This window comes from Robiginitalea myxolifaciens, assembly GCF_900115205.1.
Classification (GTDB): Bacteria; Bacteroidota; Bacteroidia; order Flavobacteriales; family Flavobacteriaceae; genus Robiginitalea; species Robiginitalea myxolifaciens.
On the sequence record NZ_FOYQ01000002.1, the window covers coordinates 208065 to 223066 of the forward strand.

Here is a 15002-nt window from a genome sequence, read left to right on the forward strand (position 1 = left end):
GTGACGATGTATGCTGTGTTATCAACATAAATCAAGACCCGTTTGAGTATTCAAGCGGGTTTTTTTATTTCCTGAACTTAAAACTTGTAATGGAGAAGCTAAAAATTGCCATACAGAAAAGTGGCCGACTCAACGAAGATTCCCTAAGGATCCTGAAGGATTGCGGGATATCTATCGATAACGGCCGGGATCAGTTAAAGGCTGCCGCCAGGGACTTTCCCCTGGAGGTCCTCTATTTGAGAAATGGCGACATACCCCAATACCTCAGAGATGGGGTGGTTGATGTAGCCATCATAGGAGAAAATGTACTCTTTGAAAAAGGAGAGGATATTACGGTTTGCGAACGCCTTGGTTTTTCCAAATGCCGGGTTTCCCTGGCTATGCCAAAAGCGCAGTCGTACACAAACATCAAGGATTTGGAAGGGAAACGTATCGCGACTTCCTATCCCAACACGGTGGCACACTTTTTAAAGAAGAATGGTGTCAATGCGGATCTCCATATTATCAATGGTTCGGTAGAAATTGCCCCGAATATTGGGTTGTCAGATGCTATTTGTGATATCGTTTCCAGCGGAAGCACGCTTTTTAAGAATAACCTTAAGGAGGTGGAAATCCTTTTGAAAAGCGAAGCTGTTCTGGCTGTTTCCCCGAAAATCACAGCATCCCTTACGGCAATTTTAGAGCAATTGCGCTTCCGCGTCCAGTCGGTCCTGAAGGCCAGGCAAAATCGCTACGTGCTCATGAATGTCCCAAACGACCGCTTAACCGAAGTAATCGATTTGTTACCCGGTATGCGTAGTCCCACGGTCCTGCCTTTGGCCGAAGAAGGTTGGAGTTCCGTACACTCCGTGATTGCCCGGGATAGTTTTTGGGAAGTAATCGACAAGGTTAAGGCGGCAGGTGCCGAAGGTATCCTGGTTTGCCCTATTGAAAAAATGGTACTCTGATAGGGAACACCACCTATTGAATAATGGTATGAACAACATTATGAAGACATACTCGAGACCCCAGCGTGCGCAGTGGAATCAGATCATTTCACGACCACAGACTTCGAAGGAAGATCTGGAGGCGGTAGTGATGGAAGTATTCAATGCCGTTCAGCAAGAGGGCGACAGTGCGGTATCGGGGTATACCCGGCGTTTTGATGCATGGGATAGCCAGGATATAGCCTACAGCCAGGAAGCCGTTGCCAGCCAGGCAGCTAAGACTCCTGAAAGCCTGAAGCAGGCGATAGACCAGGCCTATGAGAACATATTGCGTTTTCACCAGGCTCAGCAGCCTGCTACCGTAGATATGGAAACTCAGGAAGGGGTGCGTTGCTGGGTAGAACAGAAACCTATCGATAAGGTTGGAATCTATATACCAGGGGGAACGGCTCCATTATTCTCTACCGTATTAATGCTTGGTGTACCTGCCCGGGTCGCGGGTTGCAGGGAGGTAGTGCTATGCTCCCCACCGAATGCCCAGGGGGAATTGCATTCTGCCATTTGTTACGCAGCAATTAAGTGCGGAATAACCACGGTTTGCCGTGTTGGTGGCATTCAGGCTATTGCAGCCCTTACCTATGGCACCCAACAAGTTCCTGCAGTGTACAAAATATTCGGACCTGGAAACCAGTACGTAACCCAGGCCAAACAATGGGCATCCCGCCTGGGGGTAGCAATCGATATGCCTGCCGGGCCCAGCGAGGTGCTCGTGGTTGCGGATACCACTTCAAATCCCGCATATGTGGCCGCAGACCTTTTGAGTCAGGCCGAGCACGGGAACGACAGCCAGGTGATCCTGATAACGGATCAGGAAGAAATTGCCGAGGGTGTTCAGGCTGAATTAGCACAGCAACTGTCTCAATTGCCTAGAAAAGACATGGCTACCAAGGCCCTGGAAAATAGTCGGTTCGTCGTGATGGAGGATCGGGAGGAACTGGCAGATTTCGTAAACGCCTACGCCCCGGAGCACCTGATTATCTGCCACAGGGAAGAAGCCTTCCTCTTACAGCACTTGCGCAACGCCGGTTCCGTGTTTCTCGGGAATTACAGTCCGGAAAGCGCCGGAGACTATGCATCCGGTACCAATCACACGCTACCTACCAACGGTTTTGCGAAACAATACAGCGGGGTTAATCTCGCCAGCTTTACCAAGCAAATTACCTATCAGCGAATAAGTCCCACTGGCCTTGCAACTATTGGGCCTGCCATCGTGGAAATGGCCGAAGCCGAAGGCCTTAGTGCACACGGAGAAGCCGTTCGCCTGAGGTTGGCCGATATAGAAGCCAAAGAAGATAACACCGTTGTAAATCGAAACGCCTGATATGGACAGCCGGATAAAGCATTGGATCAGGCCTGCGATGGCCAACTTGAAGCCGTATACTTCGGCACGCGATGAATACGGGGAAAGCCGGGAGGATATGATTTTCCTGGATGCCAATGAAAATCCTTTTGATTCGGGAATGAACCGTTACCCGGATCCGTTGCAGCGCGAATTGAAAGAGCGGATTGCCAGCTGGAGGAATGTTGCGCCTGAGCGAATTTTACTGGGTAATGGCAGCGATGAAGTACTGGATTTACTCTTTCGTCTCTTTTGTGTACCCGAACAGGATCGGGTTGTGGTCCTTCCACCTACCTACGGGATGTACAGTGTGCTGGCGGCAATCAATAGTGTGGAAACCGTGGCGATACCCCTCGATGCGGAGTTCCACCCCAATGTTTCCGGCATACTCGAATGCAATAGCGACCGGACTAAAATGGTCTTTGTCTGCTCCCCGAATAATCCCACGGCGAACCTTATGCCTAGAGAATCGATTATTGAATTGCTAGAGGGCTTTGATGGAATTGTAGTAGTAGACGAGGCCTATATTGACTTTACCGATGAAGACAGCCTTACTGAGCTATTAGACCAATATGCCAACCTGGTTGTTGTGCAGACCTTCTCCAAAGCCATGGGCCTCGCTGGAATTCGTTTGGGGATGTTGTTTGCCCGGGAGGAAGTAATTGGGTACCTCAATGCGATAAAACCTCCATATAATGTCAACGGGCTTACACAAAAGGCAGCTTTGGAGGCTTTGGATGAACTGAAACTAAAGTCAGAGCAGGTAAGCATCCTTAAAACGGAAAGAGCCAGGCTTGCAGAGGCTCTTGAGGAAATAGCATGCGTACAGGAAGTGTTGCCGTCAGCGGCAAATTTCATCCTGGCTCGTGTAGACGATGCGGATAATCTTTATCAATACCTGATTGGCCAGGGTATTGTAGTGCGCAATCGATCCAAACAATTGAATTGCGAAAACACCTTGCGTTTTACGGTAGGTACGCCGGAGGAGAACAAAGCTCTGGTGGCCGCCTTAAAAGCCAGGAAATCATAGGAACTCAGACAGCCATAATCTGAAATGAAAAAAGTACTTTTTATAGACCGCGACGGTACCCTGATAAAGGAACCCGAAGACCAACAGATCGATGCGTTCGAGAAGTTGGAATTTTTACCCGAAACCCTGTCCTATTTAGGTCGTATTGCACGGGAACTGGATTACGAACTGGTCATGGTTACCAACCAGGACGGTCTGGGTACCGATAGTTTTCCGGAGGATAATTTTTGGCCGGTCCACAATTTGATGCTAAAAATCCTGGAAGGGGAGGGCATTCAATTTTCCGCCATTCATATCGATCGCAGCTTTGCGGCCGAAGGGTTACCCACGCGAAAACCGGGCACGGGATTACTTCAGGACTACATCAAAGGCGATTATGATCTGCCCGGCAGCTTTGTAATCGGAGATCGCTATACCGATATGGAATTAGCCGCGAATCTGGGCGCCAGGGGATTATTTATCGATACCCACCCGGAAATGGGGGCAGAGGAAGTGACTACGAACCTGGAAGGTCTATCCGAGACCATTGCCTGGCGGGGTACTTCGTGGAAAGAAATTTATACCCTGTTAAAAATGGGGGATCGCACCGGGGAAGTCCACCGAAAAACAGCGGAAACAGATGTCTCGGTTTATATAAAATTAGACGGTAGCGGCAAGGCAGAGAACGAAACAGGGCTGAAATTCTTTGACCACATGCTGGATCAGTTGGCGCGGCACGGACAGATGGACGTACGTATTACCACAAAGGGCGACCTGGAGGTAGATGAACACCACACCATAGAAGATACGGCCATTGCTTTAGGGGAAGCATTTTCCCAGGCATTGGGAAATAAGCTGGGGATAGAACGCTACGGATTCTGCCTGCCCATGGACGATTGTCTGGCCCAGGTTGCTTTGGATTTTGGCGGGCGTAGTTGGTTGGTATGGGATGCCGAGTTTAAACGTGAGAAGATCGGGGATATGCCTACAGAAATGTTCCTTCATTTTTTCAAATCCTTTGCCGACAGTGCTAAAGCCAATATCAATATCCAGGCGAGTGGAACCAACGAACACCATAAGATCGAGGCAATTTTTAAAGCCTTTGCAAAGGCCATTAAGCATGCCGTGAAAAGGGATCCCGACCATCCGTTTTTACCTTCTACCAAAGGAGTATTATGAGTGATCAGGTAGTAATAATAGATTATGGAGCCGGTAATATCCAGAGCGTACAATTTGCCCTGGAACGATTAGGCGTAACGGGTGTACTCAGCAGCGATCCGGAGAGAATAGCTTCAGCAGAGCATGTTATTTTTCCTGGAGTTGGGGAAGCGGGCAACGCCATGGACAAACTAAAACAGTCTGGCCTGCACAAGCTAATTCCAGAGTTGAAACAACCCGTATTGGGCATTTGCCTGGGGATGCAACTGATGTGCCGATACAGTGAGGAAGGCAATACCGAAGGTCTTGGAATCTTTGAGGAAGAAGTCAAACGATTTCCCGCTGGCCTTAAGGTGCCGCAGATCGGGTGGAATAGCATTGACCGACTCCGTGGTCCCGTATTTGAAGGGATTGACCCGGGTACCTTTATTTATCTGGTGCACAGTTACTACGTTCCTTTAGGCGTGGATACCGCAGCGGTCGCTGAGTATGGGTTTGAATATAGCGCGGCATTAACCCGTGATAATTTTACCGGGGTTCAGTTTCACCCGGAAAAGAGCAGTACCGCAGGAGCTCGCATCCTGCAAAATTTTCTGAATCGCTGATTATGAGGGTAATTCCGGCAATTGATATCATCGATGGTAAATGCGTCCGGCTCTCACAGGGCGATTACAGCAGGCAAACCACTTATTTCGAAGATCCGCTTGAAGTAGCGCTGAAATTCGAAGGGGTTGGGATTAAGTACCTCCACCTGGTGGATCTCGATGGCGCCCGTTCTTCCAGAATCGTAAACTATAAGGTCCTGGAAAAACTGGCTGGCAAAACCGCTTTGAAAATTGATTTTGGCGGAGGTATTAAATCCGACGAGGACATCCGGATCGCCTTTGAAAGTGGGGCAAATCAAATCACGGCAGGGAGTATTGCAGTAAAGAATCCGGAAATTGTACTGCAATGGCTGGGGAAGTACGGCCCGGATAAAATTATTCTGGGAGCCGATGCGCGCGATAAGAAAATAGCCGTTTCCGGATGGAAAGAAGAAAGCGATCAGGAGTTGCTGCCTTTTATCCGGGAATATGTAAAGCAGGGGATCAGCTATATTGTAACTACCGACATAGCCCGTGATGGAATGTTGCAAGGTCCTGCTACCGAGTTATATGCTGAAATCATTTCGCAAAGTGAAAATGCACCAACCAACGAAGGGATTAAACTCATTGCCAGTGGTGGCATACGCGACCTGAACGATTTGGAACAACTCGCCGCTATTGGATGTGAGGGAGCTATCGTTGGAAAAGCAATCTATGAGGGCAGAATAGCATTTGAAGATTTGCCCTCGGAAATAAAATAGGATAACCCGCGAATAATGGGAACTGAGTTAAGTAGCAAGAAAGAACAAGCAGATTGGCTGGATGCCTTTAAAACCAGTTGTGTTTTCAGACTTTCTGAATCTCGGAGGATGCTCGAGATCTGCAGGGAACAGCTGGAGGAGGAGTATTTTTGGGCCCGACCAAATCCCTCCAGCAACAGCATCGGGAATCTGCTCTTACATCTCAGCGGAAATTTGCGTCAATACCTGTTGAGTGGTCTTGCCGGAGCACCGGACACCAGGGATCGGGATCGTGAATTCCTTCCGGAACCCCAGGGAAATCCCGGGGAGGTGTGGGAGTTATTCCTAAGCACCCTCGACCAGGGGATTCTGGCGATAAAAGAGGCAGATGCCGATTCCCTGTTAAGCACGCGTACGGTGCAGGGATTTGAGCTAACCGGAATGGGGATGGTTGTGCATGCAGTGGAACACCTCAGCTATCATACCGGTCAAATTGCCTTTGCCCTAAAACTGCGAAACGACCAGGATTTGGGTTTTTACGATGGCATTGATCTGAATATCCACAATGAATAGGCCAACAAATCAGATGTTGATTTATAATATCCCCTAGAAGCCATAGCATGCTAACAAAACGAATAATACCCTGCCTCGATATTAAAGACGGACGCACCGTCAAGGGCATAAATTTTGTAGACCTTCGGGATGCCGGAGACCCGGTTCAATTGGCTGCGGCTTATGCCAAATCCGGTGCCGACGAATTGGTATTCCTCGATATTTCAGCTACAGAGGAGCGAAGGGCTACCCTGGCCAAACTCGTGCTGAGGATCGCGGCAGAGATCGACATTCCATTTACTGTAGGCGGAGGGATTTCTTCCGTTGCAGACGTCGATGTATTGCTTAAAAACGGGGCGGATAAAGTATCTATCAATTCAGCTGCGGTACGTGATCCTGAATTGATCAATCGATTAGCTGGAAAATTTGGATCGCAGTGTATTGTCGTGGCGGTAGACGCCAAGCAAATTAACGGGGAATGGAAAATCCATCTCGTAGGGGGAAAGGTACCCACAGAACTCGACCTTTTTGAGTGGGCCGAAGAAGTAGTTGATCGCGGTTGTGGGGAAATCCTATTTACCAGCATGGATCACGATGGCACCAAAAACGGCTTCGCCAATGAGGCGCTGGCGACTTTGAGTGAGCGGGTTAGCGTCCCGGTAATTGCCTCCGGAGGTGCTGGAACCCGAGAGCATTTCAAAGATGCTTTTGTCCAGGGTAAGGCCGATGCAGCCTTAGCGGCCAGTGTATTTCACTTTGGGGAGATACCCATCCCTGAATTAAAAAACTACTTGAATAAAGCGGGGTTACCCGTTAGAATATAGCACATCATGAAAATAGATTTTGAAAAAGGAGGCGGACTCGTTCCTGCAATAATCCAGGACGCGGAAACAGCGAAGGTCCTCATGCTCGGCTACATGAACGAAGAAGCTTTGGAGAAAACCAAAAGCTCTGGTAAAATCACCTTCTTTAGTCGAAGCAAGAACCGACTCTGGGTTAAGGGGGAACAAAGCGGCAATTTCATGGAATTTGTCGGGGTAAAGGCAGATTGTGATAAGGACGCGCTCTTGATCCAGGCACGGCCAACCGGGCCGGTTTGCCATACCGGTAGCGATACCTGTTGGGAGGAAGAAAATCAAAACCCGCTGGGATTTATCAATACGTTGGAAGATATCATCGCTGACCGCAAGCGGAATGCCGGGCAGGAGCAGGGAAAAAAGGATAGCTATGTCAGCAGCCTCTTCGTAAAGGGGAAAGCAAAAATTGCTCAGAAAGTAGGTGAGGAGGCGGTAGAAACCGTTATCGAAGCGCTGGATGGTCCGGATGATTTATTTCTCAATGAAAACGCCGATTTACTGTTTCACCAACTCATCCTTTTACAGGCCCGGGGATTCCGTCTGAACGATGTGTTAAGAGTTTTGAAAGACCGCCACAATTCCCGCTAAAATGCATTAATTTTAGGGGACTGCTATGGAAGGAAGAAAAGGCTTTCGCTTCACCACTTATGAAGCCCCGGAACTCAGTCCGTTCGAAAAGCTCTTCGACATCTTTCAGGAACTCATAACCCACACCTCTGGTGATGTGGACGAGGCCCTGGATTGGTTGCGCGAGCTGGACAAGGAGTATGAGCTTACGGATGAGAACTACACGATAGACGATTTTATAGAAGACCTGAAGGAAAAAGGATTCCTCAGGGAGGAGCCGCGTTTCGGGCCGGATAACCCGGATGGGGAAGCTGGCGAAGGCGGGAATCCGGGTCTTACCATGTCCGATAAACTCGAACGGATGCTTCGCCTGAGGGCACTAAACCAGATTTTTGGGAAACTCAAACGCAGGGGTAGCGGGAACCACCGGACCGGAAAGTCCGGACAGGGCGATGAACATACAGGGGATTTTCGATCGTATCGCTTCGGCGATGCCCTGGAACGCATATCCATGACGGAAAGCCTTCGGAATGCGCAAATTAATCACGGCATGGACAGCTTCATGCTCGATGAAAACGACCTGGTCGTAGAAGACACGCATTTTAAGGCCCAGATGAGTACGGTGCTGATGATCGATATTAGCCATAGTATGATCCTCTATGGGGAGGACCGGATTACCCCGGCCAAGAAAGTAGCCATGGCCCTGGCCGAACTCATTACCACCCGGTATCCAAAAGACACCCTCGACATCCTTGTTTTTGGTAATGATGCCTGGCCCATTAGCTTAAAAGAACTGCCTTACCTGAAGGTAGGGCCCTATCACACCAATACGGTAGCCGGCCTGCAATTGGCGTTGGATATGTTGCGGCGTAAACGCAACACCAACAAGCAAATATTCATGATCACCGACGGGAAACCTTCCTGCTTACGCATGTCCGATGGCACTTATTATAAGAATAGTGTAGGACTGGACGAAATGATTGTGGAGCAGTGTTATAATATGGCTGCCCAGGCCCGGAAACTGCATATTCCCATTACCACCTTTATGATTGCTAAAGATCCCTACCTGATGCAATTTGTGCGTCACTTCACAGAAGCCAATAAAGGAAAGGCCCTCTTCACAGGGATTAAAGGACTGGGAGAAATGATTTTTGAGGACTACGAAACAAATCGAAGAAAACGCTTGCGAAAATAACTTATGAAAAAGAACGCTGAGGCAAAACCAACGATTAAGACATTAGGAGAGTTAAAGAAGTCAGGGTACACATCTCGCTCCATCAAGGAGGAACTCCGACAAAACCTGGTGGAACGAATTCAATCCGGAAAACCGAGTTTCGAAGGGATTTGGGGCTACGAAAATACTGTGATTCCCCAGGTAGAACAGGCTATCTTGTCCGGACACCACATTAATTTACTGGGGCTTCGGGGGCAAGCTAAAACACGGATTGCCCGGCTCATGGTAGACCTGCTGGATCCCTGGATGCCGGAAATTGAAGGTTCTGAAATCCATGACGACCCCTTAAATCCTATATCCCGATTTGCGCGCGAAAAGATTGCCGAAATGGGAGATGATTGCCCGATTAACTGGGTCTCCAGAAACGAGCGGTTTTACGAAAAATTGGCCACTCCCGATGTGACCGTTGCCGACCTGATAGGAGACGTGGACCCCATAAAGGCTGCCAATTTACGCCTGAGCTACGCCGACGATAGAGTTGTCCATTTTGGAATGATTCCCCGCGCCAATCGCTGCATCTTCACCATAAATGAATTGCCCGATTTGCAATCCCGGATTCAGGTGGCGTTATTCAACATCCTGGAGGAAGGCGATGTCCAGATCCGTGGGTTCAAAGTGCGCTTGCCGCTGGACCTTCAATTCGTGTTTACCGCAAACCCCGAGGACTATACGAACCGGGGTAGTATCGTGACTCCGCTTAAGGACAGGATTGGATCTCAAATTCTCACGCATTATCCCACCGACCTGGAAACGGCTAAGAAAATTACCGCCCAGGAGGCGGCAACCGGGGATCTCGATGCCAAAGGGATCACCCTCCCTGAAATTGCCCGCGACCTTTTGGAGCAAATCAGTTTTGAAGCACGCGAAAGCGATTATGTAGACTGGAAAAGTGGGGTAAGTGCCCGTACCAGTATCACTGCCTTTGAAAATCTGGTGTCTACTGCAGAACGCAGGATGCTCCGAAGCGGGGAAACGAGCACCACTATTCGTTTAAGCGATTTTGTGGGTGTGATTCCAGCCATAACCGGGAAAATCGAATTGGTATATGAAGGGGAACAGGAAGGGGCAGATTCAGTTGCCATGCACTTAATTGAGTCTGCGGCAAAGTCTTTGTTCAGCGCAAAATTTCCGGAGATCAAGAAACTGGAAAGAAAGGACGAAGAAACTCCTTACGACTCCTTGATTCTCTGGTTTTTTGAAGGCGAGGGCATTGAATTAGACGACGAAGCTTCTGATGATATCTATCGGGAAATGCTCGATAGCGTGTCGCCTTTGAAATCTCTGGTCACAACGCATCAACCCGATGCCGATCCAGATGAAAAATACTTCCTCATGGAATTAGTCTTATGGGGATTAGTCGCTCACGATAAGCTCAACAAAAGCCGATTTGAAGAGGGATTCAGTTTCCGGGATTTATACGGAAGCTATATCAGCGGCCTTTAGGAAAACGAATCCACATTCTCATTGAAATCGATATCGAAACTGCCGATTAACGTTTTTCGAATAAAGAATGTGTAGCAAGTAAAAGCTACCAGAGTCAATTGGAGTAAGATGATAAATATTCCCATGGGAAAGAATGCTCCTGGGATGAGCACTTCACTATACTGACCAGAAGTTATCAAAATCCAAAACGTATCCAGGGCCTTGAAAAGATAAATGGCTAGCAGTGCGTACATTCCAAACTCAACATTGCGCAGGGGGGCATCGGGATATTCATTTTCCCGTAGCTTAAAATGTATAGCGTATAAATAGATAAGGTGGAGGATAACTAGAACCGGGAGGATATAGTTATCTATCTTAAAGAAGTAGAACTTATCCGTATATAGGCCGTAGTAATTCAGAATCACGGATAAAGGCAAAATACACAGGGTTCCATACAGGCATATTCTCCAGTGCTTTTGTAATTTATCCGTATGTTGCGTGGTGTCGGGGTTCACAGATTTGCTTGCTTTACCATAGAAAACGGCAAGCGATATTCATTATTTCTGCCTTTTCGATGAACGACATCCAATGTTGTCAAGGCAGGCAAAACTGTGGTAAACTCACAATTTTATTCCAAAGCGCTATCGACGAACTGCAAATTAGGCCAGGCTTTCCCGTCGGAATGGAAAGCTTTTACCAAAAGTGAGGCTGCGCCAAACCCATTCCAGAGGACCATAATGGTAGCGTTTCAACCACCAGCTACTGAATTTCATTTGAACAAATATGATCGCCAGTGCAATCAGCGCCGAATAAAAGACTCCAATTTCGGCCAGGAATCCCAACCCCCAACCGTAGAAGAAAAATGTCCCAATAATGCTTTGGGCTACATAGTTCGTGAGGGCCATCCTGCCGTAGGGAGCAAAAGACTCCAGCCATCCACTGATTTTTGATTTGCGGTAAGCCAGTACAAAAAGCCCAAGGATCAGTCCAGTCATTCCCAGATTATTGAGATCGTAAGCGGTCAAGCCGAACATCGCTGTCCACGATTCCATATTTGGGGTAGGCCCCATGGTCGCGAAAATCCCGATAGTGGCAATGATGCTCAGCACAAAAACACCCAACGAAATCCACAGTAGTCTTTTGGTGATCGAGAGGTTTTCCCTGAAATTTTGAAAGTAGGAAGTTCGCCCTACCCAGAGTCCTAAAAGGAAAAAGCCAAAGGTCAGATACCCGCGGCCGAAGGTGTTGAGCTGAAAGTCTGCTTTCATAATATGGCCGGACCAGGCATTGGAACGGGCCACTTCCCAAAAACTACCATTCTTAATAGTTTCAAAGTAGGAAGCAATCCAAGGGGCGTTCGGATCGGTAACATTCTCCATAAACAGGGATGTGCTGTGGGTAGTGGCAAAGAGGATGTAACGCGCTATCCCAAGGAAAAGCAATCCGGAAATAAGCCATAAGACCTTGTTCGGAACCCGGTAAAACGGAATAAGTAAGATTCCGAGTACGGCATAAATGGTCAGGATGTCGCCACGGTAAAAGAGATGGTGCAGGTATCCAATAGCGAGTAATATCAGGAGTCGCCACAAAAATCGGCCCTCAAAACGGCGTCCGGCACTATCTGCCTTGGACATTTGAATAAAAAAGCTAAGACCAAACAGGAAGGAGAACAGGGCAAAGAACTTACCTCTGAGGAACAACTGAATCAGCCCCATGGTAATGGAATCGGCTATTCCGGAATAAAGTTGGCTGGAAGCGGCTTCGGGGACGGGCCCACCAACATACTGCTCCGTCATGTGAACAATTACGATTCCCGCGAGCGCAAATCCCCTTAGCGCGTCTATGATGGTCATTCTTTTTGTACTCATGTCGTTGGCTTGTAATTAATTGCTGGGTTGTTGCTTATAAGATGTCTAAATTCCAGAATTGTTACGCTAACCTAAAAGAAATGTAAGAACTTTAGCCCTATGAGTACAACCAAGGGAGGGAAATACCTGTTGCGAATCGCTTTTCTGGGATTCCGCTATCACGGTTGGCAAGTACAACCCGGTCAGCACACCCTTGAGGAAAAATTACAGAAGACATTTCGCTTTGTACTCCCTGACCATCGGGTAAGTATTTTGGGGGCTGGGAGAACGGATGCCAAGGTTTCGGCCTTTGATTTCGCAGTTCAGCTTGGGTGCGACCCGGACCTTGTAGAGCCTCTGGAATCCGTCTTAGAACGTATCAATGACAATCTGCCTCAGGATATGATGGCTCATTCCATAGAACCAGTGGCAGGGACATTCAACGCAATTCGTGATGCCAGCGAAAAACACTATGCTTATTATTTTTCATTTGGTGAAAAGCCCCACCCGTATTGCGCCCCATTGCTGGGTTACTTCCCCGGACCTTTGGATATTGATTGCATGAAGGAGGCCGCAGTTTTATTCCAGGGAGAACATGATTTTCAAGCCTTTATTTCATCTGATAAACCGGGGGCAAATCGGCGGAGGATAGTCCGTTGTGAGATTTCCGAGAATACGGCCTTAACGGCAAGCTTTTTCCCGGAGAAATCCTATGTTATGCATGCCAGGGGTGCCGGTTTTGGCCGCTATCAGGTTCGTCTTATGATGTCGGCCCTGGTAGTCATTGGCAGGGGAGAGGCCGGTTTATCTGATTTACGGGAGTCCCTGGATAAAGGTGCGCCCTGGCCAGGCAAGTCTATTGCGCCGGGTTCAGGGCTGCATCTGATGCATACTTCCTTCTGAGATTGCGGCATTCCCGCTATCTTTAAGAATAAATAACGAGCAACATGGTTAAGAAACCAAAGTTCAGAATCCCCAATGCAAAAGTCCCCAGGCGTGGCAGGACCCTGGGAAAAGCCCCGGGGACCATTACCTACCTTGGAGAACGCGAAGGGGAAGGTACTCAGGTCGAGAAACTCTCCTACGACCTGAAAACCATGGAAGGCGAAGAACCTACCAACTACCAATTCCTTAAGAACAAACCTGCCAACGACCGGACGGAGTGGATTAATGTTATTGGGTTGAGCGATGAATCTGCTATTAGTGAGATCGGGTCTTTGGCCGGGCTGAATAACCTGGTTTTGGAGGATATCGTCAATACCCAGCAACGCCCCAAGCTCGATGAATACGAAGATCATATTTTCGCTGTCTTTAAGATGTGTTACCTCAATGAAGCCCGGAAAATTGTAAAGGAACACGTGGCTTTGGTATTAACCTCTCAGCGTGTCCTGGTATTCCAGGAGGTGGAAGCCGATGTTTTTGGAGGTGTACGTGGTCGAATCGAACAGAAGTGGGGCAAGATTCGCCAGAGAGGCGCGGACTACCTGTTCTTTGCCTTGCTCGATGCGCTTGTGGACAACTATTTGGTAGTGTTGGAGCTAACGGAAGAGCGGTTATACGAATTAGAAAACACAGTGTTTCAGAAACCGGATTCGGATACACCCTTCCATATTCAGCAGCTGAGAAAGGAAATCAATGCGCTCAGAAGATGGATCAGTCCTGTTCGGGAGTTGGTTAACCGGCTTATGGAGTCCGATTCCCCGCTAATTCAGAAGGAAACGCGGATATTCCTCCGCGATGTCCTCGACCACACCTTTGAAATCAACGACACCCTGCAAATCCAGCGGGAAATGGCCGTCAGCCTCATGGATATGTACATGAGTAACGTGAGTAACCGGATGAATGAGGTGATGAAGGTGTTGACTATTATGGCCTCCATATTTATTCCGTTAACCTTTATTGCCGGGATATACGGGATGAATTTTCAGGATATGCCAGAGCTTAGTTGGGAATATGGGTACGAGACCGTCTGGGGCGTAATGGTCGTAACTTTCATCGGATTGTTAATTTTCTTTAAGAGAAAAGGCTGGCTTTAACATCGATTAACACAATCTTCTTTAAATAATATTAAACTTAGTTAAATATTTGATATTAAGCATATTATATATTATACTATATATGAAAGAATTAATAATTGATTAATCCTAAAAATAGATTTAAATAATAATATGAATTACCTGAATATCAACGAAGAAAAAGTAACCCCAGTAGTAATAGAGCTCAACACCTTGTTGGCAGATTACCATCTGTACTATCAAAAGCTACGAAACTTCCACTGGAATATTATGGGGCGTAATTTCTTTGATTTACATGAGAAGTTCGAAGAATTATACGAAGATGCCCGTACCAAAATCGATGAGATAGCCGAGCGAATTCTGACTTTGCGCTACCATCCACTGAGTAACCTCACGGAGTATCTGCAAACTTCCAATATCCCCGAAAGCAAAAGTAATCTGGACGATGTAACGATGGTATCAGAGATTTTAGAGGCGCATAAAATGCTGTTGGCACAAATGACCAAAGCAGTTGAAGAAGCCGATAAAATTGGAGATGAAGGTACCATTGACCTTATCGGAGCCTATATCAGAGAACTGGAGAAGACCAGTTGGATGCTGAATGCATGGAGCAAAAACACTTCAGATAACCTGAAAGAAGTCGTTGCCTAAGCCGGCGCATCCCATATGAATCAAAAAGCGTCCCTTTCGGA

Annotated in this window: 16 protein-coding genes; 14 read left to right on the top strand and 2 right to left on the bottom strand. The window is 47.8% G+C overall.

Translation table 11 applies throughout. The features are described from left to right. Positions 1-89 precede the first annotated feature (89 nt). From hisG to BM318_RS09110, 11 genes are read left to right on the top strand one after another with little or no spacing between them, the layout of a single operon-like run. Complete coding sequence (gene hisG / locus BM318_RS09060; protein WP_092982304.1) at positions 90-947, top strand: ATP phosphoribosyltransferase; 858 nt, start codon at positions 90-92, stop codon at positions 945-947. A 40-nt stretch (positions 948-987) separates the two neighbouring features. Next, positions 988-2307, top strand: a complete 1320-nt coding sequence (gene hisD / locus BM318_RS09065) for a histidinol dehydrogenase (RefSeq protein ID WP_092983466.1) — start codon at positions 988-990, stop codon at positions 2305-2307. A 1-nt stretch (position 2308) separates the two neighbouring features. Further along, entirely contained in the window at positions 2309-3355 is a 1047-nt protein-coding gene (gene hisC, locus BM318_RS09070) for a histidinol-phosphate transaminase (RefSeq protein WP_092982305.1), read from the top strand. A 24-nt stretch (positions 3356-3379) separates the two neighbouring features. Beyond that, positions 3380-4513, top strand: coding sequence for a bifunctional histidinol-phosphatase/imidazoleglycerol-phosphate dehydratase HisB (gene hisB, locus BM318_RS09075; protein WP_092982306.1), 1134 nt, complete (start codon positions 3380-3382; stop codon positions 4511-4513). Further along, positions 4510-5097: an imidazole glycerol phosphate synthase subunit HisH gene (gene hisH / locus BM318_RS09080; RefSeq protein WP_092982307.1), complete on the top strand. Its 588-nt coding sequence runs from the start codon at positions 4510-4512 to the stop codon at positions 5095-5097. The genes hisB and hisH overlap by 4 nt, the downstream gene beginning before the upstream one ends. Before the next feature lie 2 nt (positions 5098-5099). Next, positions 5100-5837, top strand: coding sequence for a 1-(5-phosphoribosyl)-5-[(5-phosphoribosylamino)methylideneamino]imidazole-4-carboxamide isomerase (hisA, locus tag BM318_RS09085; RefSeq protein ID WP_092982308.1), 738 nt, complete (start codon positions 5100-5102; stop codon positions 5835-5837). A gap of 15 nt (positions 5838-5852) precedes the next feature. Next, the gene (locus tag BM318_RS09090) at positions 5853-6389 is read left to right on the top strand and encodes a DinB family protein (RefSeq protein WP_092982309.1); all 537 of its coding nucleotides are present in this window, start codon (positions 5853-5855) and stop codon (positions 6387-6389) included. Between the two features lie 47 nt (positions 6390-6436). After that, positions 6437-7192 (top strand): imidazole glycerol phosphate synthase subunit HisF, encoded by a 756-nt coding sequence (gene hisF, locus BM318_RS09095; RefSeq protein WP_092982310.1) that lies wholly within the window; start codon positions 6437-6439, stop codon positions 7190-7192. A 6-nt stretch (positions 7193-7198) separates the two neighbouring features. Continuing rightward, entirely contained in the window at positions 7199-7813 is a 615-nt protein-coding gene (hisIE, locus tag BM318_RS09100) for a bifunctional phosphoribosyl-AMP cyclohydrolase/phosphoribosyl-ATP diphosphatase HisIE (RefSeq protein WP_092982311.1), read from the top strand. A 25-nt stretch (positions 7814-7838) separates the two neighbouring features. Then, positions 7839-8987 carry a vWA domain-containing protein gene (locus tag BM318_RS09105; RefSeq protein ID WP_092982312.1) on the top strand — a complete coding sequence of 383 codons (1149 nt, stop codon included), beginning with the start codon at positions 7839-7841 and terminating at the stop codon, positions 8985-8987. A 3-nt stretch (positions 8988-8990) separates the two neighbouring features. Further along, a complete protein-coding gene (locus tag BM318_RS09110) occupies positions 8991-10469 on the top strand; it encodes an AAA family ATPase (RefSeq protein WP_092982313.1) in 1479 nt (492 codons plus the stop codon). Here the strand turns inward: BM318_RS09110 and BM318_RS09115 are convergent. Both BM318_RS09115 and BM318_RS09120 read right to left on the bottom strand, forming a co-directional pair. Then, positions 10466-10963 (bottom strand): hypothetical protein, encoded by a 498-nt coding sequence (locus tag BM318_RS09115; RefSeq protein ID WP_092982314.1) that lies wholly within the window; start codon positions 10961-10963, stop codon positions 10466-10468. The genes BM318_RS09110 and BM318_RS09115 overlap by 4 nt on opposite strands. 144 nt (positions 10964-11107) lie before the next feature. Next, the gene (locus BM318_RS09120) at positions 11108-12316 is read right to left on the bottom strand and encodes a DUF418 domain-containing protein (protein WP_092982315.1); all 1209 of its coding nucleotides are present in this window, start codon (positions 12314-12316) and stop codon (positions 11108-11110) included. 99 nt (positions 12317-12415) lie between these two features. Here BM318_RS09120 and BM318_RS09125 point away from each other — a divergent pair, with 99 nt between their 5' ends. The 3 genes from BM318_RS09125 to BM318_RS09135 all read left to right on the top strand — a co-directional run bounded on the left by BM318_RS09125 (position 12416) and on the right by BM318_RS09135 (position 14961). Further along, a complete protein-coding gene (locus BM318_RS09125; RefSeq protein ID WP_092982316.1) occupies positions 12416-13198 on the top strand; it encodes a tRNA pseudouridine synthase A in 783 nt (260 codons plus the stop codon). Between the two features lie 44 nt (positions 13199-13242). Then, complete coding sequence (gene corA / locus BM318_RS09130; RefSeq protein ID WP_092982317.1) at positions 13243-14331, top strand: magnesium/cobalt transporter CorA; 1089 nt, start codon at positions 13243-13245, stop codon at positions 14329-14331. 132 nt (positions 14332-14463) lie between these two features. After that, entirely contained in the window at positions 14464-14961 is a 498-nt protein-coding gene (locus BM318_RS09135) for a Dps family protein (RefSeq protein WP_092982318.1), read from the top strand. Positions 14962-15002 lie beyond the last annotated feature (41 nt).

Bases quoted from the DNA above. Each gene is read 5' to 3' on its own strand.
- hisG (WP_092982304.1), top strand. From the start codon at position 90: ATGGAGAAGCTAAAAATTGCCATACAGAAAAGTGGCCGACTCAACGAA.
- hisD (WP_092983466.1), top strand. From the start codon at position 988: ATGAAGACATACTCGAGACCCCAGCGTGCGCAGTGGAATCAGATCATT.
- hisC (WP_092982305.1), top strand. From the start codon at position 2,309: ATGGACAGCCGGATAAAGCATTGGATCAGGCCTGCGATGGCCAACTTG.
- hisB (WP_092982306.1), top strand. From the start codon at position 3,380: ATGAAAAAAGTACTTTTTATAGACCGCGACGGTACCCTGATAAAGGAA.
- hisH (WP_092982307.1), top strand. From the start codon at position 4,510: ATGAGTGATCAGGTAGTAATAATAGATTATGGAGCCGGTAATATCCAG.
- hisA (WP_092982308.1), top strand. From the start codon at position 5,100: ATGAGGGTAATTCCGGCAATTGATATCATCGATGGTAAATGCGTCCGG.
- BM318_RS09090 (WP_092982309.1), top strand. From the start codon at position 5,853: ATGGGAACTGAGTTAAGTAGCAAGAAAGAACAAGCAGATTGGCTGGAT.
- hisF (WP_092982310.1), top strand. From the start codon at position 6,437: ATGCTAACAAAACGAATAATACCCTGCCTCGATATTAAAGACGGACGC.
- hisIE (WP_092982311.1), top strand. From the start codon at position 7,199: ATGAAAATAGATTTTGAAAAAGGAGGCGGACTCGTTCCTGCAATAATC.
- BM318_RS09105 (WP_092982312.1), top strand. From the start codon at position 7,839: ATGGAAGGAAGAAAAGGCTTTCGCTTCACCACTTATGAAGCCCCGGAA.
- BM318_RS09110 (WP_092982313.1), top strand. From the start codon at position 8,991: ATGAAAAAGAACGCTGAGGCAAAACCAACGATTAAGACATTAGGAGAG.
- BM318_RS09120 (WP_092982315.1), bottom strand. From the start codon at position 12,316: ATGAGTACAAAAAGAATGACCATCATAGACGCGCTAAGGGGATTTGCG.
- BM318_RS09125 (WP_092982316.1), top strand. From the start codon at position 12,416: ATGAGTACAACCAAGGGAGGGAAATACCTGTTGCGAATCGCTTTTCTG.
- corA (WP_092982317.1), top strand. From the start codon at position 13,243: ATGGTTAAGAAACCAAAGTTCAGAATCCCCAATGCAAAAGTCCCCAGG.
- BM318_RS09135 (WP_092982318.1), top strand. From the start codon at position 14,464: ATGAATTACCTGAATATCAACGAAGAAAAAGTAACCCCAGTAGTAATA.